This is a genomic window from Streptomyces sp. NPDC048331, assembly GCF_043201215.1.
Lineage (GTDB): Bacteria > Actinomycetota > Actinomycetes > Streptomycetales > Streptomycetaceae > Streptomyces.
In genome coordinates, this window is the sequence record NZ_JBICYT010000011.1 from 68,098 (window position 1) to 89,957 (window position 21,860).

General features: G+C 71.4%; 17 protein-coding genes and 2 tRNA genes. 13 read left to right on the top strand and 6 right to left on the bottom strand.

The annotated features are described in order from the left end of the window. The first annotated feature begins 505 nt into the window (after positions 1 to 505). From dnaN to ACGFYY_RS17975, 10 genes are all read left to right on the top strand, one after another. Entirely contained in the window at positions 506 to 1,636 is a 1,131-nt protein-coding gene (dnaN, locus tag ACGFYY_RS17930; RefSeq protein WP_030713963.1) for a DNA polymerase III subunit beta, read from the top strand. Between the two features lie 303 nt (positions 1,637 to 1,939). Next, complete coding sequence (gene gnd / locus ACGFYY_RS17935; RefSeq protein WP_393710401.1) at positions 1,940 to 2,815, top strand: phosphogluconate dehydrogenase (NAD(+)-dependent, decarboxylating); 876 nt, start codon at positions 1,940 to 1,942, stop codon at positions 2,813 to 2,815. Between the two features lie 96 nt (positions 2,816 to 2,911). Continuing rightward, positions 2,912 to 4,048: a DNA replication/repair protein RecF gene (gene recF, locus ACGFYY_RS17940; RefSeq protein WP_365273998.1), complete on the top strand. Its 1,137-nt coding sequence runs from the start codon at positions 2,912 to 2,914 to the stop codon at positions 4,046 to 4,048. Next, the gene (locus tag ACGFYY_RS17945; RefSeq protein ID WP_393710404.1) at positions 4,045 to 4,581 is read left to right on the top strand and encodes a DUF721 domain-containing protein; all 537 of its coding nucleotides are present in this window, start codon (positions 4,045 to 4,047) and stop codon (positions 4,579 to 4,581) included. The genes recF and ACGFYY_RS17945 overlap by 4 nt, the downstream gene beginning before the upstream one ends. Positions 4,582 to 4,864: 283 nt before the next feature. Beyond that, positions 4,865 to 6,886, top strand: coding sequence for a DNA topoisomerase (ATP-hydrolyzing) subunit B (gyrB, locus tag ACGFYY_RS17950; protein ID WP_030755343.1), 2,022 nt, complete (start codon positions 4,865 to 4,867; stop codon positions 6,884 to 6,886). 43 nt (positions 6,887 to 6,929) lie between these two features. Continuing rightward, entirely contained in the window at positions 6,930 to 9,536 is a 2,607-nt protein-coding gene (gene gyrA, locus ACGFYY_RS17955) for a DNA gyrase subunit A (RefSeq protein WP_393710406.1), read from the top strand. A gap of 3 nt (positions 9,537 to 9,539) precedes the next feature. Further along, positions 9,540 to 10,169 (top strand): DUF3566 domain-containing protein, encoded by a 630-nt coding sequence (locus ACGFYY_RS17960; RefSeq protein ID WP_393710408.1) that lies wholly within the window; start codon positions 9,540 to 9,542, stop codon positions 10,167 to 10,169. A gap of 118 nt (positions 10,170 to 10,287) precedes the next feature. Continuing rightward, positions 10,288 to 10,361 (top strand) — tRNA-Ile (locus ACGFYY_RS17965). Positions 10,362 to 10,515: 154 nt separating this feature from the next. Then, entirely contained in the window at positions 10,516 to 10,650 is a 135-nt protein-coding gene (locus tag ACGFYY_RS17970) for a DLW-39 family protein (RefSeq protein ID WP_208809277.1), read from the top strand. Between the two features lie 98 nt (positions 10,651 to 10,748). Next, complete coding sequence (locus ACGFYY_RS17975; RefSeq protein ID WP_393710410.1) at positions 10,749 to 12,083, top strand: hypothetical protein; 1,335 nt, start codon at positions 10,749 to 10,751, stop codon at positions 12,081 to 12,083. Here the strand turns inward: ACGFYY_RS17975 and ACGFYY_RS17980 are convergent. Further along, positions 12,070 to 13,353 (bottom strand): protein kinase, encoded by a 1,284-nt coding sequence (locus tag ACGFYY_RS17980; RefSeq protein WP_393710412.1) that lies wholly within the window; start codon positions 13,351 to 13,353, stop codon positions 12,070 to 12,072. The two genes, ACGFYY_RS17975 and ACGFYY_RS17980, sit on opposite strands and share 14 nt — an antisense overlap. A 44-nt stretch (positions 13,354 to 13,397) precedes the next feature. Further along, positions 13,398 to 13,946 (bottom strand): transcriptional regulator, encoded by a 549-nt coding sequence (locus ACGFYY_RS17985; protein ID WP_030383913.1) that lies wholly within the window; start codon positions 13,944 to 13,946, stop codon positions 13,398 to 13,400. A gap of 162 nt (positions 13,947 to 14,108) precedes the next feature. On the opposite strand from ACGFYY_RS17985, the gene ACGFYY_RS17990 reads away from it, so the two are divergent. Next, positions 14,109 to 14,181: transfer RNA gene (locus ACGFYY_RS17990), tRNA-Ala, on the top strand. 49 nt (positions 14,182 to 14,230) lie between these two features. Here the strand turns inward: ACGFYY_RS17990 and ACGFYY_RS17995 are convergent. Next, on the bottom strand, positions 14,231 to 15,718 hold the full coding sequence (locus ACGFYY_RS17995) for an FAD-dependent monooxygenase (RefSeq protein ID WP_393710415.1): 1,488 nt from the start codon (positions 15,716 to 15,718) through the stop codon (positions 14,231 to 14,233). Beyond that, entirely contained in the window at positions 15,715 to 17,280 is a 1,566-nt protein-coding gene (locus ACGFYY_RS18000) for an MFS transporter (RefSeq protein ID WP_393710417.1), read from the bottom strand. Before ACGFYY_RS18000 ends, ACGFYY_RS17995 begins: the two co-directional genes overlap by 4 nt. 118 nt (positions 17,281 to 17,398) lie before the next feature. Here ACGFYY_RS18000 and ACGFYY_RS18005 point away from each other — a divergent pair, with 118 nt between their 5' ends. Next, positions 17,399 to 17,710 carry an ArsR/SmtB family transcription factor gene (locus tag ACGFYY_RS18005; RefSeq protein WP_393710419.1) on the top strand — a complete coding sequence of 104 codons (312 nt, stop codon included), beginning with the start codon at positions 17,399 to 17,401 and terminating at the stop codon, positions 17,708 to 17,710. Positions 17,711 to 17,745: 35 nt separating this feature from the next. On the opposite strand, the gene ACGFYY_RS18010 is transcribed toward ACGFYY_RS18005, so the two are convergent. Continuing rightward, the gene (locus tag ACGFYY_RS18010) at positions 17,746 to 18,522 is read right to left on the bottom strand and encodes an MGMT family protein (RefSeq protein WP_393710421.1); all 777 of its coding nucleotides are present in this window, start codon (positions 18,520 to 18,522) and stop codon (positions 17,746 to 17,748) included. Continuing rightward, positions 18,519 to 19,190, bottom strand: a complete 672-nt coding sequence (locus tag ACGFYY_RS18015) for an RNA polymerase sigma factor (RefSeq protein WP_393710423.1) — start codon at positions 19,188 to 19,190, stop codon at positions 18,519 to 18,521. Before ACGFYY_RS18015 ends, ACGFYY_RS18010 begins: the two co-directional genes overlap by 4 nt. Positions 19,191 to 19,671: 481 nt before the next feature. Between ACGFYY_RS18015 and ACGFYY_RS18020 the strand changes: the two genes are divergently transcribed. Beyond that, positions 19,672 to 21,858 carry a BTAD domain-containing putative transcriptional regulator gene (locus ACGFYY_RS18020; protein ID WP_393710425.1) on the top strand — a complete coding sequence of 729 codons (2,187 nt, stop codon included), beginning with the start codon at positions 19,672 to 19,674 and terminating at the stop codon, positions 21,856 to 21,858. The last annotated feature ends 2 nt before the right edge of the window (positions 21,859 to 21,860 follow it).

Below are 21,860 nucleotides of genomic sequence, written 5' to 3' on the forward strand. Positions count from 1 at the left end.
GCGGCCTTCTCCACACCCTTGTCCACTGTTCGGCAACACACCACCCCCTCTCACCGCCCGGAGTGAAAGCGGTCACACGGATGTAGACGTTTGGGTTGTGGAGTACCGGGGGAAAGCTGGGGACGCACCTGTGGAGTAATCGGGGTCACCTGGGGACAGCCTGTGCAGAACTTTTCGTTCTCCACAGAGACACGGGGTTGTCCACCGGTGCCACCCACAGGGTCGGTGGATAAAAAACCGGGGTTGACCTGCGAGAACGGGCTTATCCACCGTTTCCACAGGCCCTACTACTACCCCCATGGAGAGTTAGGCCGGTTTCGGTTTTCAAGCGGGTCCTGTGCACAACTCGTCGATCGCCCGCCCCGACGCCTCGCTCCCGACTTGACCGCCGGCCGCACCGAGTGTCGGCGCCGTACGTCAGACTGGTCCCCGGCATCGGTCGAGGCATCGACGAGCCGACGACGAAGGCCGGCAGACGAGCGAGCAACAGCAGGAGGCGGTTCCGGTGAAGATCCGGGTGGAGCGCGACGTACTCGCGGAGGCGGTGGCCTGGGCGGCCCGTAGCCTCCCGGCCCGGCCGCCGGTGCCCGTCCTCGCGGGCCTGCTGCTCAAGGCCGAGGAAGGCACCCTGAGCCTCTCCGGCTTCGACTACGAGGTCTCGGCGCGGGTCTCGGTCGAGGCGGACGTGGAGGAGGACGGCACCGTCCTGGTCTCCGGCCGACTGCTCGCCGACATCTGCCGCGCCCTCCCCAACCGCCCGGTGGAGATTTCCACAGACGGTGTACGGGCGACCGTGGTCTGCGGCTCCTCGCGATTCACACTCCACACCCTGCCTGTGGAGGAGTACCCGGCACTGCCGCAGATGCCGACCGCCACCGGCACCGTCGCGGGCGAGGTCTTCGCCTCCGCCGCCAAGCAGGTGGCCACCGCCGCCGGCCGTGACGACACGCTGCCGGTGCTGACCGGTGTCCGCATCGAGATCGAGGGCGACCGCGTCACCCTGGCCTCCACCGACCGCTACCGCTTCGCGGTCCGCGAGTTCCTGTGGAAGCCGGAGAACCCGGAGGCGTCGGCCGTGGCCCTGGTGCCCGCCAAGACGCTCCAGGAGATCGCCAACTCGCTGACCAGCGGTGACACCGTCACCCTGGCACTGTCCGGCTCCGGTGCGGGCGAGGGCCTGATCGGTTTCGAGGGCGCCGGCCGCCGCACCACCACCCGGCTGCTCGAGGGCGACCTCCCCAAGTACCGGACGCTGTTCCCGACGGAGTTCAACTCGATCGCCGTGATCGAGACCGCGCCCTTCGTCGAGGCCGTCAAGCGCGTGGCCCTGGTGGCCGAGCGCAACACCCCGGTCCGCCTCAGCTTCGAGAAGGGCGTGCTGATCCTGGAGGCCGGTTCCTCCGACGACGCACAGGCTGTGGAGAGGGTCGACGCCCAGCTGGACGGCGACGACATCTCGATCGCCTTCAACCCGACCTTCCTGCTGGACGGCCTGAGCGCGATCGCCTCCCCGGTGGCCCAGCTCAGCTTCACCACGTCGACCAAGCCGGCGCTGCTCAGCGGCCGCCCGGCGATCGACGCGGAGGCGGACGAGGCCTACAAGTACCTGATCATGCCGGTGCGACTGTCCGGCTGACGCTCCACCTGTGGACGCCGGGCCCGGTCTCGCACGCCGCGGGACCGGGCCCGACGTCGTCCACAGGGTGGGGATCCGCCGGGGACGACCCGGAAGCCCCGCACGCCGGAAACCGGCGAAGCCCGGATTCCGGGGAAGCCCGGAAACCCGTAAAGCCGGACCGGCCGCCATGGAGCGCCCGCAGGGCCCGCCGCCACGGCCCGGCGTAGGCTCGGATCCGGTGGGCGACCCCCTGCGCGTCCGGCACGGACACGGCCGGGGAAGCCCCGGCAAAGACGGCCACAACGCTTAAGGAACCACCTGATGGAGCTTGGTCTCGTCGGTCTCGGCAAGATGGGCGGCAACATGCGCGAGCGCATCCGCCGCGCAGGCCACACCGTCATCGGATTCGACCGCAACCCGGACCTCGCGGATGTCCACAGCCTGCAGGAACTTGTGGACAGCCTGCAGGCCCCCCGCGTCGTGTGGGTCATGGTCCCGGCCGGTGCGGCCACCCAGTCCACGGTCGACGAGCTCGCCGAGCTGCTGTCGCCCGGTGACATCGTCGTCGACGGCGGGAACTCCCGCTGGACCGACGACGAGAAGCACGCCGAGGAGCTGAAGGCCAAGGGCATCGGCTTCGTCGACTGCGGTGTCTCCGGCGGCGTCTGGGGCCTGGAGAACGGCTACGCGCTCATGTACGGCGGCGCCGCCGAGGACGTGGCCCGGGTACAGCCGGTCTTCGACGCCCTCAAGCCCGAGGGCGAGTTCGGCGCCGTGCACGCCGGCAAGGTCGGCGCGGGCCACTTCGCGAAGATGGTCCACAACGGCATCGAGTACGCCATGATGCAGGCCTACGCCGAGGGCTGGGAGCTCCTGGAGAAGGTGGACTCGGTCACCGACGTCCGCGAGGTCTTCCGCTCCTGGCAGGAAGGCACCGTCATCCGCTCCTGGCTGCTGGACCTGGCCGTGAACGCCCTCGACGAGGACGAGCACCTGGAGCAGCTGCGCGGCTTCGCCCAGGACTCCGGCGAGGGACGCTGGACGGTGGAGGCGGCGATCGACAACGCCGTACCGCTGCCCGCGATCACCGCGTCGTTGTTCGCGCGCTTCGCCTCGCGGCAGGACGACTCCCCGCAGATGAAGATGATCGCCGCCCTGCGCAACCAGTTCGGCGGCCACGCGGTCGAGAAGAAGTAGTCCGTCGCGGCCCGGGGCCCGGCGGCCCCGAGGCACCGCACCACAGCAGCACAGCACCACAGCGAGTAGTGGGAAGCCGGGGGAGGTCGGCGCCGTATGCACGTTTCGCATCTCTCATTGGCCGACTTCCGCTCGTACGCCCGGGCCGAGGTTCCCCTCGACCCGGGCGTCACCGCTTTCGTGGGCCCCAACGGTCAGGGGAAGACCAACCTCGTCGAGGCGATCGGCTACCTCGCGACCCTGGGCAGCCACCGGGTCTCCTCGGACGCCCCGCTCGTGCGGATGGGAGCGGACCGCGCGATCGTCCGGGCCGCCGTCACCCAGGGCGAGCGGCAGCAACTGGTGGAGCTGGAACTCAATCCCGGCCGGGCGAACCGGGCCCGGATCAACCGTTCCTCGCAGGTCCGGCCGCGGGACGTGCTGGGGATCATACGGACGGTGCTGTTCGCCCCGGAGGACCTGGCCCTGGTCAAGGGCGACCCGGGCGAGCGGCGTCGGTTCCTGGACGAACTGGTCACCGCGCGCTCGCCGCGGATGGCCGCCGTCCGCTCCGACTACGAGCGGGTGCTCAAGCAGCGCAACACCCTCCTGAAGTCGGCGGCGATGGCCCGCCGGCACGGCGGGCGCTCCCTGGACCTGTCCACCCTCGACGTGTGGGACCAGCACCTCGCGCGCGTGGGCGCCGAGCTGCTCGCCCAGCGGCTGGACCTGATCGCGACCCTGTTGCCGCAGGCCGACAAGGCCTACGAGCAGCTCGCGCCCGGAGGCGGCCCGCTGGGCCTGGCGTACAAGTCCTCGGTCGGCGAGCCGGTGGACAGCGGTGCGGCGCGCACCCGCGAGGCCCTCTACGAGGTGCTGCTGGCCGCGCTGGCCGAGGTGCGCAAGCAGGAGATCGAGCGCGGTGTGACCCTGGTGGGTCCGCACCGCGACGACGTGGTGCTGCGCCTCGGGGAGCTGCCCGCGAAGGGGTACGCGAGCCACGGGGAGTCGTGGTCGTACGCGCTGGCGCTGCGGCTGGCCTCGTACGAGCTGCTGCGCTCGGAGGGCAGCGAGCCCGTGCTGATCCTGGACGACGTGTTCGCGGAACTGGACACCCGGCGTCGGGAGCGGTTGGCCGAGCTGGTGGCCCCCGGCGAGCAGGTCCTGGTGACGGCGGCGGTGGACGACGACGTCCCGGGGGTGCTGGTCGGAACGCGGTTCGGGGTGTCCGGCGGTGAGGTGACCCGGCTGTGAACGAGCACGCCAAGGACCCGCAGGAGGGTCGCGGTACCCCGGAGGTCTCCGGGGTGGACCTCGCGCGCCAGGCCCTCGCGGCGGCGCGCGAGCAGGCCCGGGCCCGGGGCAACGCGGTCGGCGGCGGGAAGAACCGCCGGCAGCCGGGGCTGCGCTCGGGGGCCCGTGCGGACGGCCGGGACCCGATGCCGCTCATGGCCGCGCTGGACCGGCTGCGCACCGAACGCGGCTGGGAGATGCCGATGGCGGTGGCGGGCGTGATGGAGCGCTGGCCGGAGATCGTCGGCCCGGAGATCGCGGCCCACTGTGAACCGGAACGGTACGAGGACCGTGAGCTTGTCGTGCGGTGCGATTCCTCGGCGTGGGCGGCGCAGCTGAAGCTGCTGGCTCCGCAGCTGGTCGCGCGGCTGAACGCGGATCTGGGGCAGGGAACCGTACGCCTGATCAAGGTCCAGGGGCCCGGCGGACGGCCGAAGGGCTACGGGCCGTGGCGGGCGCCGGGCAGCAAGGGCCCGGGCGACACCTACGGGTGAGTAGGCGGTCCGGCGGGTGGCGTCCCTCACGGTAGCCGGAGGTTGACAGGCCGAAGCGCTGGGTGCCCGTGTGAGCCTCTTTGAGCCCCTCCCCGGATGTGGGGAGTCGGAGAGAGGAGGTTCAGGGCGGCACATGCGGACTCAGGTACCGGCAAACCCCCATTCATGTCCGTGGTACCGGTAGACTGGAGCGAATCCCGCCCGTTCGCGGGATCACGCAGACAACGCAGATCGACGCGGCCGCTCCGCCGGCGCATTTGGCTGGTCCGGAGTACGGGCTGCGCTGTGCCAGAAAGGGCGCTTCGTGGCCGATTCCGGCGACTCCAACGAGAAGAATTACGACGCCAGTGCGATCCAGGTCCTCGAGGGCCTGGACGCCGTCCGCAAGCGGCCGGGTATGTACATCGGCTCGACGGGCGAGCGTGGTCTGCACCACCTCGTCTACGAGGTCGTCGACAACTCGGTCGACGAGGCGTTGGCCGGGCACGCGGACACCATCGACGTGACGATCCTCGCCGACGGCGGGGTGCGCGTGGTCGACAACGGCCGCGGCATCCCGGTCGGCATCGTGCCGTCCGAGGGCAAGCCGGCCGTCGAGGTCGTCCTGACGGTCCTGCACGCGGGCGGCAAGTTCGGCGGCGGCGGTTACGCCGTCTCCGGTGGTCTGCACGGTGTCGGTGTGTCCGTCGTGAACGCCCTGTCGACGAAGGTCGCGGTCGAGGTCAAGACGGACGGCCACCGCTGGACCCAGGACTACAAGCTGGGCGTGCCGACGGCCCCGCTGGCCAAGAACGAGGAGACCGCCGAGACCGGCACCACGGTCACCTTCTGGGCCGACGGCGACATCTTCGAGACGACCGAGTACTCCTTCGAGACGCTGTCGCGGCGCTTCCAGGAGATGGCCTTCCTCAACAAGGGCCTCACCCTGTCGCTGACCGACGAGCGCGACTCGGCCAAGGCGACCGTCGGTGCGGACGACCCCGACGCGGACGCGGCGGAGCCCACCGCGCGCACGGTGAAGTACTACTACGAGGGCGGCATCGTCGACTTCGTGAAGTACCTCAACTCGCGCAAGGGCGAGCTGATCCACCCGACCGTCATCGACGTCGAGGCCGAGGACAAGGAGCGCATGCTCTCGGTCGAGATCGCGATGCAGTGGAACTCGCAGTACACCGAGGGTGTCTACTCCTTCGCGAACACGATCCACACGCACGAGGGCGGTACGCACGAGGAAGGCTTCCGTGCGGCCCTGACGGGTCTGGTGAACCGTTACGCGCGCGACAAGAAGCTGCTGCGCGAGAAGGACGACAACCTCGCCGGCGAGGACATCCGCGAGGGTCTGACGGCGATCATCTCGGTCAAGCTGGGCGAGCCCCAGTTCGAGGGTCAGACGAAGACCAAGCTGGGCAACACGGAGGCCAAGACCTTCGTGCAGAAGGTCGTCCACGAGCACCTGAACGACTGGTTCGACCGCAACCCGGTCGAGGCCGCGGACATCATCCGCAAGTCGATCCAGGCGGCCACGGCGCGCGTCGCGGCCCGTAAGGCCCGTGACCTCACCCGTCGCAAGGGTCTGCTGGAGAGCGCCTCGCTGCCGGGCAAGCTGTCCGACTGCCAGTCGAACGATCCGACCAAGTGTGAGATCTTCATCGTCGAGGGTGACTCGGCCGGTGGCTCCGCGAAGTCCGGCCGCAACCCGATGTACCAGGCCATCCTGCCGATCCGAGGCAAGATCCTGAACGTCGAGAAGGCGCGGATCGACAAGATCCTCCAGAACACCGAGGTCCAGGCGCTGATCAGTGCCTTCGGTACCGGTGTGCACGAGGACTTCGACATCGAGAAGCTCCGCTATCACAAGATCATCCTGATGGCGGACGCCGACGTCGACGGCCAGCACATCAACACCCTGCTGCTGACCTTCCTCTTCCGCTTCATGCGGCCGCTGGTCGAGGCCGGGCACGTGTACCTGTCGCGCCCGCCGCTCTACAAGATCAAGTGGGGTCGGGACGACTTCGAGTACGCGTACTCGGACCGCGAGCGCGACGCGCTGGTGGAGCTCGGCAAGCAGAACGGCAAGCGGATCAAGGAAGACTCGATCCAGCGCTTCAAGGGTCTGGGCGAGATGAACGCCGAGGAACTGCGCGTCACCACCATGGACGTCGACCACCGCGTGCTCGGCCAGGTCACCCTGGACGACGCCGCGCAGGCCGACGACCTGTTCTCGGTGCTGATGGGTGAGGACGTCGAGGCGCGGCGCTCCTTCATCCAGCGCAACGCCAAGGACGTCCGCTTCCTCGACATCTGAGTCGGCTCCGCTGACCGCCGCCTGAAAGGACTTCTGACCAGCAATGGCCGACGAAACCACCCCCACCGCAGAGAATCCCGCGGAGGAGCAGCCCATGCTGCGCATCGAGCCCGTCGGGCTCGAGACGGAGATGCAGCGCTCCTACCTCGACTACGCGATGTCCGTCATCGTCTCGCGCGCCCTGCCGGACGTGCGCGACGGCCTCAAGCCGGTGCACCGCCGCGTGCTGTACGCGATGTACGACGGCGGCTACCGGCCCGAGAAGGGCTTCTACAAGTGTGCCCGCGTCGTGGGCGACGTCATGGGTACCTACCACCCGCACGGTGACAGCTCGATCTACGACGCCCTGGTCCGCCTGGCCCAGCCGTGGTCGATGCGCATGCCGCTGGTGGACTCCAACGGCAACTTCGGCTCCCCGGGCAACGACCCGGCGGCCGCGATGCGCTACACCGAGTGCAAGCTCATGCCGCAGGCCATGGAGATGCTCCGGGACATCGACGAGGAGACCGTCGACTTCCAGGACAACTACGACGGTCGCAACCAGGAGCCCACCGTGCTCCCGGCGCGCTTCCCGAACCTGCTGGTCAACGGCAGCGCCGGCATCGCCGTCGGCATGGCGACCAACATCCCGCCGCACAACCTCCGCGAGGTCGCGGCCGGTGCGCAGTGGGCGCTGGAGCACCCGGAGGCCTCGCACGAGGAGCTCCAGGACGCGCTGATCGAGCGGATCAAGGGCCCGGACTTCCCGTCGGGCGCCCTGGTCGTGGGCCGCAAGGGCATCGAGGAGGCCTACCGGACCGGTCGCGGCTCCATCACGATGCGCGCGGTGGTGGAGGTCGAGGAGATCCAGAACCGCCAGTGCCTGGTGGTCACGGAGCTCCCGTACCAGACCAACCCCGACAACCTCGCGCAGAAGATCGCGGACCTGGTCAAGGACGGCAAGGTCGGCGGTATCGCCGACGTCCGTGACGAGACCTCGTCGCGGACCGGCCAGCGCCTGGTGATCGTGCTCAAGCGCGACGCCGTCGCCAAGGTCGTGCTGAACAACCTCTACAAGCACACCGAGCTGCAGACGAACTTCGGCGCGAACATGCTGGCGCTGGTGGACGGCGTGCCCCGCACGCTGTCGATCGACGCCTTCATCCGCCACTGGGTGACGCACCAGATCGAGGTCATCGTCCGGCGTACGAAGTTCCGCCTGCGCAAGGCGGAGGAGCGCGCCCACATCCTGCGCGGCCTGCTCAAGGCGCTGGACGCGATCGACGAGGTCATCGCGCTGATCCGACGCAGCAACACGGTCGAGATCGCGCGCGAGGGCCTGATGGGCCTCTTGGAGATCGACGAGATCCAGGCGAACGCGATCCTGGAGATGCAGCTCCGCCGCCTCGCGGCCCTGGAGCGCCAGAAGATCGTCGCCGAGCACGACGAGCTCCAGGCCAAGATCAACGAGTACAACGCCATCCTGGCCTCGGAGGAGCGTCAGCGCTCCATCGTCAGCGAGGAACTGGCGGCGATCGTCGAGAAGTTCGGCGACGACCGGCGTTCCAAGCTGGTGCCCTTCGACGGTGACATGTCCATCGAGGACCTCATCGCCGAAGAGGACATCGTCGTCACGATCACGCACGGCGGCTACGTCAAGCGCACCAAGACCGAGGACTACCGCTCGCAGAAGCGCGGCGGCAAGGGCGTGCGCGGCACCAAGCTGAAGCAGGACGACCTGGTCGACCACTTCTTCGTCTCCACCACGCACCACTGGCTGCTGTTCTTCACGAACAAGGGCCGGGTCTACCGCTCCAAGGCGTACGAGCTGCCGGACGCCGGCCGTGACGCCCGCGGGCAGCACGTGGCGAACCTGCTGGCCTTCCAGCCGGACGAGAAGATCGCCCAGATCCTCGCGATCCGTGACTACGAGGCGGCGCCGTACCTGATCCTGGCCACCAAGGGCGGCCTGGTGAAGAAGACGGCGCTCAAGGACTACGACTCGCCCCGCTCGGGCGGCGTCATCGCGATCAACCTCCGGGAGACGGAGGACGGTAGCGATGACGAGCTGATCGGCGCGGAGCTGGTGTCCGCCGAGGACGACCTGCTGCTGATCAGCAAGAAGGCGCAGTCGATCCGCTTCACGGCGACCGACGAGGCGCTGCGCCCGATGGGCCGCGCCACCTCGGGCGTGAAGGGCATGAGTTTCCGCGAAGGTGACGAACTGCTGTCCATGAGCGTTGTGAGGCCGGGTACGTTCGTCTTCACCGCGACCGACGGCGGCTACGCCAAGCGGACGCCGGTCGACGAGTACCGCGTCCAGGGCCGTGGCGGTCTGGGTATCAAGGCCGCCAAGATCGTGGAGGACCGCGGTTCGCTCGTCGGGGCACTCGTGGTCGACGAAACGGACGAGATTCTCGCCATCACGCTCGGCGGTGGTGTGATTCGTACGCGCGTCAACGAAGTCAGGGAGACCGGCCGTGACACCATGGGCGTCCAGCTGATCAACCTGGGTAAGCGCGATGCCGTGGTCGGCATCGCCCGGAACGCCGAGGCCGGTCAGGAAGCTGACGAGGTCGAGGCCGACGAGAACGACACCGAGGTGGCCGACGGACAGGTCGCCGAGGCCGCCGAGGGCACGCAGCCCTCGGCCGGGGAGCACGAGGAGTAAGTCGTGAGTGGAGCCACGGGCGCCGGACCGGCCAAGACTGGAGCGAACGGTGCCCGTGGCCCTGCCGCGGACTCCCAGGGGGGAACCGTGACGGACACCCGAGGACCGAAGCCTTCGGTCGGCGCGGACGCCGGCCAGGACAAGCCCGCACAGCCGTACCACCCGCCGCAGGCCTACCCGGCGCCCTCGGGCCCGGGGACGGGCGGCGGCAAGGGAGCGGGCGCGCAGCGCAAGCCGCGCACGGGGGTCCGTACGGCCCCCCGCACGCGCAAGGCGCGACTGCGGGTGGCCAAGGCCGACCCGTGGTCGGTCATGAAGGTCAGCTTCCTGCTGTCGATCGCGCTCGGCATCTGCACGATCGTGGCGGCGGCCGTGCTGTGGATGGTCATGGACGCGATGGGCGTCTTCTCGACCGTCGGCGGCACGATCAGCGAGGCGACCGGTTCGAACGAGGGCAACGGCTTCGACCTCCAGTCGTTCCTGTCGCTGCCGCGCGTTCTGATCTTCACGTCGGTCATCGCGGTGATCGACGTGGTGCTGGCGACGGCACTGGCGACGCTGGGCGCGTTCATCTACAACCTGTCGGCGGGCTTCGTCGGCGGTGTGGAGCTCACCCTCGCCGAGGACGAGTAGGCCCTCCGTCCGGGCGCCCGCGACGGGTCGGATGACCTGCGCAGACGCCCCCGGGCAACGGATTTTGGCCTGACCGGGTCTGTGCGCTAATCTTCAGGAGTCAGCGCGCAGCGCGGATGGGGCTATAGCTCAGTTGGTTAGAGCGCATCCCTGATAAGGATGAGGCCACAGGTTCAAATCCTGTTAGCCCCACAGTGTCGAAGACCCCCAGGCCAAGGCCTGGGGGTCTTTGTCGTTGGGCCAGTTGGTGGGCCGTGCTGCTCGGAAGGCCGGCGATCGGATATCGGTCGGTGTGTATTGTTGGGCGCCAGAAGTCCCCTACGTCAACGAAAGACGAGGTCGCGCGGTGAAGAAGCTGCTCCTGGTCGCACTGGCCGCCATCGGCGGGCTCCTCGTGTACCGCCAGATCCAGGCGGACCGCGCCGAGCAGGACCTGTGGACGGAGGCGACTGACTCCGTGCCCTCTGGTTCCGGTGTGTGAGACCCAAGGCTGATCCCATGAAGCCCCGGCTGCCGCTGCCGCCGGGGCTTTGTGCTGCTCTGTGACGAAAACTTCCGTTATGTAAATATTTGGCTTGCGTGAGCAAATCCGGGGTGGGCGTGATGGTTCGGGGACGGACGGCAGTGTGGGCGGCGGCCCTGGGCCTGGTGGCGGGGCTGCCGGGGGTCGCCTACGCCGACGGGGCCGCGCCCGGACCCCTGCCGCCCTATCGGGCCGCCGACGGGGCCAAGGCCGTCGAGGGCAAGCCCTCCACGGCGGACGCCCCGCTGATCGAGGCCGGGAACGTCTACGAGGACACGCTCGGGCCGGGCGAACGCCTGTACCGGCTGGTCCTCGACAAGGACGGGTCCGACGTCTACGTATCCGCCGTGGTCCGCCCCGCCACGGGCGCCAAGGTCTCCGGCGGCGACGGCATCGACGTGGAGATCATGACCACCGCCGGGCGCTCCTGCCCGCGCGGCGGCGGCCGGGCGAACTTCGGCTACGACGCCTACCCGATCGCCGCCGCCGGTGTCCGCAGGGGTTCCGAGGACGAGGACTGCGCGCCCGCGGGCGTGTACTACGCCAAGGTCACGCGGACCTCGGCCAAGGGCTACGACCAGAGCCCCTGGCCACTGGAGATCAAGGTCCAGCGGGAGCCCGGCCGCGGCCCGGGCGCCCCCACCGCCGCGCCCGACGCCTGGCCCTCGGGGGCCCCCGTGCTGCCCGGCACCCAGGCGGTGCCCCGCAGCGGCGGCACCGGATTCAACGACGCCCGCGCCCTGGACGCCGGCGTGTGGCGCGACGAGATGCGCCCCGGGCAGACCCGCTTCTACCGGGTCCCGCTGGACTGGGGACAGCAACTGGGCCTCGGCGCCGAACTGGCCGCCGCGAAGATGACCAAGACCTACGGCTCGGCCTCGGGCGGGCTCACCGTCTCCCTCTACAGCCCGTACCGGGGCCTGATCTCCGACAAGGACGTCTCGTACGACGGCAAGCAGGCCGGGATCACCCTGGAGAAGACCCCGCCCGTCACCTACGAGAACCGCTTCGCGAGCGCCGGGACCGTGCAACCCGTCTCCGTCGCGGGCTGGTACTACGTCGCCGTGACCATGGGCGCGAAGGTCGCCGACTTCACCGAGGACGCGGTGCCCGTGCCGCTGACCCTGCGCCTGGACGTCGCGGGTACGCCGGCCAAGGGGCCCGCGTACCAGGGCAGTCCGGCCGCGGGCGGCTTCGGGGTGGGCGACGCGGACCGGGTCGCGGCCGAGGAGGGGCTCACCGCCCCGGAGGCGGCCGAGGCCGCCGAGCGGCACTCCACGATGCGGATCGTGGCGGGCGCCGGCTTCGGCACCGGGACGGTCCTGCTGCTGGTGCTGGGCGGCTGGACGCTGCTCGGGCGGCGTCGGGGGCGCGGCCCTACAGCTGCGTGAGGGCCCAGACGCCCACCGCGAAGCAGAGCAGCGCCGCGGCGAGCAGCCCCGCCACCGCCTTCGCCGGGGGCGGGGCGATCCCGCGGCCGGGCCGCACCGGCGCGGTGGCCGGCGCCGAGGGGACCGGCGCGGCCGGTGTCGTCGGCGGCGGGAGGTGGAAACTGCCCGTCTCCGAGGGCCCGTACCCGGGCGCCTGGGCCGGGACGGCCGGCACGGCGGGGACCGGGGCGGCCGGGTACGGGGTCGTCGGCGTGGGCAGGGCCGCCGGAGCGGTGCGCGCCGTACCGCGCGGGTCGGGCCGGGCGGGCTCCGCAGGCACCGTCACGGAGGCGGAGGCCCCCGGCGTCGCCCCCTCGGCGGCGGGCGCCCGCGGGGGCGCGGCCGCCGTGCTCAGCGGGCCCTGGGGGCCGAATCCGGGCGGCAGCGGGCCGAGTTGGTCGAACACCTCCAGCGGTTCCTCGTCCGGGGCGGGCGGCGGCAGCAGCTCCACGGCCTCGGCAAGGGCCTTGCGCGCCCCCGTGGCCGTCCGGAAGCGGCTCTGGGGGTCCGGCTGCAGGAGGCCGGCGATCACGTCCCAGAGCGGTGCGGGAACGCCTTCGGGGGCGCCCGGGGTGCCCTGCGCGAAGAAGTGCTCCACCAGCGCCTGGGAATCGGGCTTGCGGCCCTGGAGGAGGTACAGGGCGACCAGCCCCACGGCGAAGAGGTCGGCGGGGAAGTCGGGCTCGGCGCCCAGGAGTTGTTCGGGGGCGAAGTAGCCCGGCGTGCCGACCACGTAATCGGTCTCGGTCAGCCGCGGCTCGCCCTTGCGCATGGAGATGCCGAAGTCGGACAGCCGCAGGTGCGGCCGCCCGGTTCCGGTGGCCTCCATCAGGATGTTGGCCGGTTTGATGTCGCGGTGCACCACGCCCTCCGCGTGCACCGCCGCGAGCCCCGACAGGAGCTGGTCGAGCAGGGCGCACACGAAACGGGGCGGCAGGGGACCGTAGTCCCCGATCACATGGCCGAGCGAGCCGCCGCCGATCAGGTCCATGGTGAAGAGGACCTTGTCGTCGTCGGCCGCCCAGCTGGCCGGAGCCAGTACGTGCGGATGGTCGATCCGCAGTGCCTGCTCCCGTACGAACCGCAGGAGCGTGTGGGCGTCGCTCTGCAGGAGGACCTTCGCGGCGACATAGCGGCGACGGCGGTGGTCCCAGGCCCGCCATACGGCACCCGCGCCACCGCGTCCGATCGGATCGATCAGCTCGTACCGACCGGCGAACACCTCACCCATCGCTGCGCCCGTCCCCCGTCACCCGTCGTCCGCCTTCGTGCGTGTCAGTTCTGGTGGGCCTCGTAGTGCGCGACCGCGTCGGCGGTGCGGCCCGCGCCGTACACCCGGAGGAACTCTGCCAGTTCCGGATGGCTGGGGGCGAGGGTGTTCGCCGCGTCGATGATGTCGCCGGCCGCGGAGACCGAGCGCAGCAGCGACTGGATCTCGCGGACGACCCGCTTGACCGTGGGTGCGCCGGAGCCGGTGGTGGTCTGGCCGCTGTTGCTGAGGACGGAACCCCCCTGGGTCTTCTTGATCTCGTCCATCCGGTCGGTGGCCTCCCCCGCGCTGACGCTTCCGTCGGCGACCTGGCCGGCGAGATCCTGGAGGGCCTGGACGCGCTGGACCACGGCCGGGTTCCCGATCTTGGCTCGCTGGCCGCTCATCAGCTGGGACAGCATGGGCGCCGACAGTCCGAGGACGGCAGCGAGGCGGGCCTGGTTCAAGCCGAGGTCATCTATGAGCCGGCGGAAGAGCGCTCCCAGCGGCTCCCCGTACCAACTGCGCTGAAGCTCTCTGGCTCTGGCCGTGGCCTCTTGTTGTACCGCGTCCACTCTTACTACTCCCCTTCGCTGGTGCGAACCTCGCGAGCATCTTACGGAGAGTGGTCGCACGGCGGGAGTCCCTATCATTTTGCGAGATGAGGGGGTACACCCGGTACTCTGTTCTGCGGAACGACCACACCGCCCGCACGGGAGGGGTGCGTCCACTTCCGAGGGGCCTTAGCTCAGTTGGTAGAGCGCTGCCTTTGCAAGGCAGATGTCAGGAGTTCGAATCTCCTAGGCTCCACAGTCAAATGCCCTCCGACCTGCGGAAACGCAGGTCGGAGGGCATTTTTTCATGCCTGTCGGCGGGGCTCGCCGAACCAGTCGCGCAGGGCGCCGCCCAGGGAGTCGCCGGCCGGGGTCCAGGCGACGTACCCGTCGGGCCGGACGAGGACGGCGTCCCAGGGCAGCGGCCGCGCGCTGGTCGCGGACACCGTGCGCACCGCGTGGGCCCAGCCCGCGCCCTGCCCGAGGCGGGCCCGGCCCGCCTCCCCGAGCAGGAGCAGGACGGGACGGCCGGGCAGCAGCAGCCGGGTCAGGTCGGTGGGGCCGTCGGCGGTGGTGAGCGGCAGGTTCGGCAGGAACCGGCCCTCCCAGTGCGAGCCGCGCCCGGTGCGGCCGGGGTACACCGTCTCCTGGGCGCTGATCATCCCGCCGATGTGGGTGTTCACCGCGTCGAGTTCGAGGAGTTCGGCGAAGAGGTCGCGCAGGGGATCGAGCCCGGGGTCCGGCCGCATCAGGGCGACCTGGGCCCGGGTGTTGTCGATGACGCGCCGCGCGGCGGGCCGGCGTTCGGTGTCGTAGGTGTCGAGCAGGTCCTTGCCGGCGGCGCCCGCGAGGGTGTGCGCGAGCTTCCAGGACAGGTTGAGAGCGTCCTGCAGACCCAGATTGAGACCCTGCCCGCCCACCGGGAAGTGGATGTGGGCGGCGTCGCCGGCGAGGAACACGCGGCCCTGGCGGAAGGTGCGCACCAGCCGGGCGAAGTCGCTGAAGCGGGAGAGGTGTCGCGCGTCGGTCATCGGCAGGTGGTGGCCGACGATGCGCTCGCCCTCCCGGCGCAGCTCGTCGAGGGTGAGCGGGGCGTGCCGGTCGGGGTGCGGGCCGCGGAAGTCCATCGTGATCAACCGGCTGTGCCCGTACGGGGAGACGCCCGCGACCGTCCAGCCGCGCGGGGTGCGGTGCCAGCCGTACGGCACGGTGTCGGGGTCGGTCAGCCGTACCAGGCCGAGCAGGGCGGCGACGGTGGCCGGATGGGTGTCCGCGGTGAAGCCGAGCCGCTCGCGCACGGTGCTGCGGGCGCCGTCCGCGCCGACCACGTACTCGGCGGTGAACTCCCGTAAGCCGTCCGGTCCCCGCGCGGTGACCCGGACGACGTCGGGGTCCTGGACGACGTCGGTCACGCGGTGCTCGCGCAACACCGTGACGCCCCGTTCGCGGGCCCGCCGCTCGAAGTCCCGTTCCAGGTCGGCCTGGGAGCGGCCGACCAGGGGTCCGGGCTCGGTGCCCGGGGCGGTGATGACCAGGCCCGGCGCCCCCGCGAAGTGGAACGTGTCGGCCGAGCCCCGACGCAGCAGGTCCTCGGTCGCGACGGGCGCGGGCAGATGGCCGCGCCGGGCCAGGCCCTGCACGGTGCGGGCGTGCAGGGTGCCGGCCTTGGGTCGGACGACGGTCCGCGGCTCGGCCTCGAGGACGACGGTGGCGACGCCGTGGTGCCCGAGTTCGGCGGCGACGAGCATCCCGACGGGCCCGCCGCCGACGACCAGTACCTGGGTGTGTGTCATGCGGTCCTCCTGGGGGAGCCGCCGCGCAGCAGGGTGGCGATCACGGCGCACAGGACGGCGCAGACCGCGGTGAGTCCCCACAGGACGGTGTGGAAGGCGGAGTCGTAGGACCGGGCGAGGAAGCGGGTGAAGCCCTCGGTGTCCACCGCGCCGGACAGTTCGGTGGCCCGGGCGAGGTCGCCGCCCGCTGCCCGGTCGGCGACCCGGTCCGCCTGCGCGGCGCCGTGGTGGCCGCCGATGCCGTCCTCGACGCGGCCGCGGAGCACGGTCGCGAGGACCGATCCGTACACCGCCACGGCGATGGCCTCGCTGCCGAGCCGCAGGGTGTTGAGGAAGCCGGCCGCCATGCCCGCCTTGGCCGGGTCGACCAGTTCGAGCGCCCGGCCGTCCACGAGCCCCGCCGACAGGCCCATGCCGGCGCCGGTGACGAGCATCGGCAGGGCGACGACGAGGGTCGTCACGTCGGGCGAGAACAGGGTGAGCGCCAGATCTCCGACGACCAGGCAGGCGAGGCTGACGAGGACGAGGGTGAGCGCGGGGACCCCGCGGGTGACCAGCTTCGCGGCGACCATCGGGCAGACCAGCACGGGCGCGGTGAGCAACAGCATGGTCAGCCCGGCCGCGCCGCTGTCGCGGCCGGTGGCCGCGCTCAGGTAGCTCGGCAGGTACGTGAGCATGGTGACGAACCCGAAGGACGCGGCGACCGGTACCAGGCACAGGCCGACGAAGCGCCGGTTCCGCAGCAGGCCCAGGTCCAGCACGGGGTGCTCGCGGCGGTTCTCGACGGCGGCGAAGACCGCGAGGACCAGGGCCGCGCCCGCGAACAGCCCGAGGACGCCGGGGCTGCCCCAGCCCCACTGCGAGCCCTGCACGACGGCCGTGGTCATGAGCACCATGGCGACGACGAACAGCGCGCTGCCCGGCACGTCGACGCGGGCCCCGCTGCCGCCGTCGGAGGGTACGGCCCCGGCGATGGCGGGTACCGCGAGCAGCACCAGCAGCAGGGCGAGCGCGTGCACCGCGAACACCCAGCGCCAGCCGAGGGCTTGGACGAGCGCCCCGGCCAGCGAGGGACCGATCGCCACCCCGGCGCCCGCGACGGTGCCGAACAGGGCGAAGGCCCGGGCGCGCGCCGGTCCGTCGAACACGGTCGCGATGATCGCGGCGCCGCAGGAGAAGATCGCCGCGCCGCCGATCCCGGCGAGTGCGCGGGTGGCGTCCAGCCACAGCACGTCGGTGGCGAGCGCGCCGCCCAGCGAGGCCACGGCGTACACGGCGGCGCCGGCGGCGAAGGCCTTGACCCGGCCGACGATGTCGGCGACGGAACCCCAGACGAGGGTGAAGCAGGCGAAGGCGACGTTGAAGGCGTTCACCACCCACTGCAGAGGGGCGAGGCCGGCGTGGGTGTCGGCGCCGATCTCGGGGAGCGCGACGGCCGTGCCGGAGATCGACATCGGGACGACGAACACCGCGAGGAGTACCGCGGCCAGCGTGACGGTGCTGCCCGGCCGCCGTTGCTCCCGTGCCGGCGGCGTGGGCGGCGACGTGGTCTGCGTACTCATGGGGGCACAACTCCAGGTTCGGCCCGGCTCATTGACAGCCAGGTTCGGTTTTGATCGAACCTTAAGCTGGCACAGGAGAGAGGTATGATGCAAGACGTACCTAAGGGAGGAGGGTGCGATGCCCGACGAGGACGGCCACCCCTCGCCGGAGGAGATGAGCCTGCAGGCCGTGCTGACCGCGCTCGCCGATCCGCTGCGCTACGCCGTCGTGAGCGAGCTGCTGAGGGAACCGGTGGGGGCGGAGCGCACCTGCGCCTCCTTCGCACTCCCGGTCTCCAAGTCGACGACCACCCACCACTTCCGGGTCCTGCGCGAGGCGGGCCTGGTGCGGCAGGTGGACCGGGGCAACAGCCGGGCGGCCACGCTGCGGCGCGCGGACCTGGACCGGCGTTTCCCCGGCCTGCTCGACCTGATCACCGCCGAGCGCTGAGCGAGTGACGGCCGGCCGTTCGGCGACGAAGGAGGTCAGACCACGGCCGGTCGGCAGCTGAGGCAGCCCCGGAATCCGGCGGCACACGCCTCGTCCGCCGAGGTGAAGGGCACCTCGTGGCGGGCGGTGATGCGGCGCGCGTGCGCGCAGGTCGGATAGCAGAAGATCCGGGTGGTGCCGCTGCCCAGGAACCGGGCGCCCGCCCGCACGAACCGCTCCACCCGCTCGGCGTCCACGCCCTCCCACTCCCGCAGCCGCTCCTCGAACCCGGCCGGCAGTCCGCAGTCCGCCGGGAGCCCGTCGTCCGTGCACAGCCGGTGCGCCGGGACGAGCACGGGGACGGGGTTGGCCCGGACCGCCGCCAGGACCGCCTCGGGCGCGAGGTCCGGCAGTCCGGCCTCGCGGGCCAGCCAGGCCGCCGGACGGAGCTGCCCGAACGGGACGGCCCGGGTGGCCCGCAGGACGGCCCGCTGTTCGTCGGGGAGCGGCCCGAAGTCGTAACGCAGGGTCCGGTCCCGGCCGCGCAGGGCCCGTGCCAGACCCGGCGGGGGCTTGATCCCGGAAACCGCCGACCGGCGGGTCCGGGCCCGGTAGGCGTCCTCGAACGCCCGGTCGTCGGCGTACCAGTCCGTGGCGGCGGCGCCGGTCACCGCGCCCCGACCGTGGGCGACGTAGAGGGGGCCGACCGGGGAATCGGCCCGCACGTAGCAGTCGTAGCGATGTGCCGGAACGCCGACGTGCTCCAGCACGCGCGCCGCGAACCCCGCGGGTGCCGCCTCGCGCAACGTGTCCAACTCGTCGGGCAGTCTCATCCCGTCGCCTCCTTCCTTTCCGTCCTGGCCGGGTCGTGTGCCGTCCTCGCCGTCGTTCCCCCGGGTGCCGCTCCGGCCGCTCCCGCCGCTCCGGCCGCCGTACGGTCGGGGGCCAGGCCGGGCTCCGCACGCAGGGCGGCGAGCCCCCGCGACACCTGGGCCTTCACCGTGCCGACCGGGCAGTCCAGGATCCCGGCCACCTCCTGGTAGCTCAGCTCTCCGATGTGCCGCAGGACCACGGGCAGCCGGTGGTGGTCCGGCAGCCCGGACAGCGCGGCCACCAGCCGGGCCCGGCGCGCGCCGTCGAGCGCGAGCTGCTCCGGCCCGGGCGAGCCGTCCGGGATCTCGATGGCCGTCACCTCGACACCGTCGGCGACGCCGGGCCGCCGGCTCAGGGTGCGGAGGTGGTTGCGCCATACGTTCGCCGCGATGGTGAGCAGCCAGGCGCGCGGCTGGAGCTGCCCGCGGCGCTCGGACGAGTACCCGCGCAGGGCGGAGTAGGCGCGCAGGAACGTTTCCTGACCCAGGTCGTCGGCGTCCCGCGCGGAGCCGGAGAGACGCAGCAGGACGGCGCGCACGGTGCCGGCCTGGGTGCGTACGAGTTCGGTGAACCCGTCGTCCAGGTCGGTCGCCAGTAGTTCCGTCAGCTGGGGAGTCGTCTCGTCCATCCTCCTTGTGAACACCGGGTCGCGCGAGAACGTTGCAGCTGTCGCGAAAATTCTTTTCCTTTGCCTGCCATTCGCTTTCGGTGTGATATCCGTTCCCTTTATGTCGGCCGGATATCGGGCGGGCTGATGCGATCTTCCCGGGCGGGGTGGAGATCGTGGGCGAACAGGATCATGAACTGCTGAACATTTTTCGCCACTTGGCCGATATTCGCAGGATTGCCGAAGTCGGAGGTGCAAGGGGTGCGATGTGACCGGTTCGGAACAAAAGGGGGCGAGCCCCTTGACCAGTGGTCGCACCGCGAAGCTAGAGTTGCGAACGAGTTGTGGGCGCACAGCCGGGTCGCTCACGGTCCGGGTCGCTCAAGATCCGGTGAGGTCTCGGGGGAGGCGTGGTGGCGACCGTTCTGCTCACAGCAATGGAAAAACGATTCACAAGACCTCGCCTTCAGGTCCTCCTTTCGTCCGTACCCGCATTCCCGGCATGATGGGGAACCGCGTCCGCGGCACGGCGCCCGCGGACGAAGACTTACGCGGCGGCAGTTGGTCCTTCGGTGAACGGCTTCTCTCGTTCCGGGGACGCGAGGGACTGACGCAGCGCGAACTGGCGGAACGCGCCGGGGTGAGCGTGCGGGTCCTGCGCGACATCGAGCACGGCCGGGTGCACCGGCCCCAGACGCGGACCGTACGGCTCCTGGCCCGGGTCCTGGGCCTGGACGCGGACACCGCGCGACAGCTGGCGCCTCCCGCGCGGGAGGCCGTACGCCCCGGGAGCGAGCGACTCCACATCGGCATCCTCGGCCCGCTGTCCGTCCGGTACCGCGGTGTCGAGACCCATGTCCATGCCGCCAAGGTGCGGCGCCTGCTGGCCCTGCTCGCCGTGCGCTACCCGGAGGCGGCCGGCCTGGGGGAGATCACGCACGCGCTGTGGCCGAAGGACCCGCCGCGGTCGTACCAGAACCTGGTGCACACCTACGTCAGCCAGGCACGCCGGGTGCTGCTGCTCCCCGGCGGCGAAGCGGGGGCACCGGCCCCCTCGTTCCTGGCACGCACCCACACGGGCTACGTGCTGGAACTGGAGCGCGACCAGGTCGACCTGACGCAGTTCCAGGACCTGTGGGAACGGGCGCGGCAGGCGCACGGGGCCGGGGACGCGGAGGCGGCCCACGAGCTGGCCGAACGCGCCTACGGCTGCTGGCGCGGCCCGCTGCTGGCCGGCGAACCGCTGCTGCCGCACCACCCCGCCGCCATGGCGGCCGCCCGGCAGCGGGTGGAGAGCCTGCTGCTGTACACCGACCTCTCGCTGCAGGTGCGCCGCCCCGAGCGGGTACTGGGAGCCCTGCGCGCCGCCACCGAGGAGGAACCGCTGCACGAGGGCCTCCAGGCACGGCTGATGCTGGTGCTGGCGAGCTGCGGGGAGCAGCGGGAGGCCCTGCGGATCTACTCCGAGGTGGCCCGCCGGCTCGACCGGGAGCTGGGTGTCCAGCCGGGTGACGAACTGCGCCGCGCCCACCTGCGGATCCTGCACCAGGAGCTGCCCTGGCCGCGGACGGGTCCGGCCGCCGCGTGGGCCGCGTTCGACGCGGCGCCCGCGCCCCCGCCCCGACCGGCCGCGCCCCCGCCGAGACCCCGGCCCTCCCAGACACCGGCGGTGAGCACGGGCTTCGTCGGCCGCGCCGCCGAACTGAAACGGCTGGACCGGCTGCTCCTGCCCACCGGTGAGCAGGTCGGGCAGGTCCCGGCCGTGCTGGTCACGGGGTTTCCCGGCGTGGGCAAGACGGCGCTGGCCGTGCGCTGGGCGCACCGGGTGCGCGACCGGTTCCCCGACGGCCAGCTGTACGTCGACCTGCACGGGTACGCCGAACGGCGGCCGCTGCACCCGCAGGAGGTGCTCGCCTCCTTCCTGCGCGCCCTGGGCGTCCCCGACGGGGAGCTCCCCCGGTCCCTCGACGAGGCCGCGAACCTGTACCGCACCCTGCTGTCGGACCGGCGGATGCTGATCGTGCTGGACAACGCGCGTCAGGAGAGCCAGATCCGTCCGCTCGTCCCGGGCGCGGCAGGCTGCGCGGTCCTCGTCACCAGCCGTGACACCCTGCCCGGACTGGTGGCCCGGGACGGGGTGCCGCGGCTCGACCTCGACGTGCTCGGTGAGGACGAGGCGTTCACCCTGCTGGCCCGGCTGCTGCGCAGCGGGCGGGTGGACGCCGAGCCGCTGGCCGCACGGGCGCTGAACCGGCGGTGCGGAGGTCTGCCGCTGGCGATCCGGCTGCTCGCGGCACGGCTGGAGGAGCACCCCCGGGTCGGAATCGCCCAGCTCTGCGTGGAGTTGCAGGAAGCCGGGGCGTTCCGGGAACTGCCGGTCGACAGCGACGACCTGTTCACCGCGGTCCACGCGGCGTTCGAACTCTCCTACGTGTCCATGCCCGAGCCCCTGCGCCGCTGGTTCCGGCTGTTCGCCCGGACCGAGGGACGGCTCGTCAGCGGCTACGCCATGGCGGACCTGGCGGGCACCACCCCGCTGGAGGCGACCCGCGCCCTGCGCCGCCTGGTCGGGGTGAGCCTGCTGCGCGAGTGCGCGCCCAACCGCTTCTCCCTCCCCGCACCGCTGCTGCGCTATGCGCGCAGACTGGCGCTGCGGGAGGACGCGCAGTGCCCGCTGCGGTCGGTGTGACC

What these genes read in the sequence shown, in the direction of transcription:
- gnd (WP_393710401.1), top strand. Translation starts at nt 1,940, where the DNA reads ATGGAGCTTGGTCTCGTCGGTCTCGGCAAGATGGGCGGCAACATGCGC.
- recF (WP_365273998.1), top strand. Translation starts at nt 2,912, where the DNA reads ATGCACGTTTCGCATCTCTCATTGGCCGACTTCCGCTCGTACGCCCGG.
- gyrA (WP_393710406.1), top strand. Translation starts at nt 6,930, where the DNA reads ATGGCCGACGAAACCACCCCCACCGCAGAGAATCCCGCGGAGGAGCAG.
- ACGFYY_RS17980 (WP_393710412.1), bottom strand. Translation starts at nt 13,353, where the DNA reads ATGGGTGAGGTGTTCGCCGGTCGGTACGAGCTGATCGATCCGATCGGA.
- ACGFYY_RS17995 (WP_393710415.1), bottom strand. Translation starts at nt 15,718, where the DNA reads ATGACACACACCCAGGTACTGGTCGTCGGCGGCGGGCCCGTCGGGATG.
- ACGFYY_RS18000 (WP_393710417.1), bottom strand. Translation starts at nt 17,280, where the DNA reads ATGAGTACGCAGACCACGTCGCCGCCCACGCCGCCGGCACGGGAGCAA.
- ACGFYY_RS18005 (WP_393710419.1), top strand. Translation starts at nt 17,399, where the DNA reads ATGCCCGACGAGGACGGCCACCCCTCGCCGGAGGAGATGAGCCTGCAG.
- ACGFYY_RS18010 (WP_393710421.1), bottom strand. Translation starts at nt 18,522, where the DNA reads ATGAGACTGCCCGACGAGTTGGACACGTTGCGCGAGGCGGCACCCGCG.
- ACGFYY_RS18015 (WP_393710423.1), bottom strand. Translation starts at nt 19,190, where the DNA reads ATGGACGAGACGACTCCCCAGCTGACGGAACTACTGGCGACCGACCTG.
- ACGFYY_RS18020 (WP_393710425.1), top strand. Translation starts at nt 19,672, where the DNA reads ATGATGGGGAACCGCGTCCGCGGCACGGCGCCCGCGGACGAAGACTTA.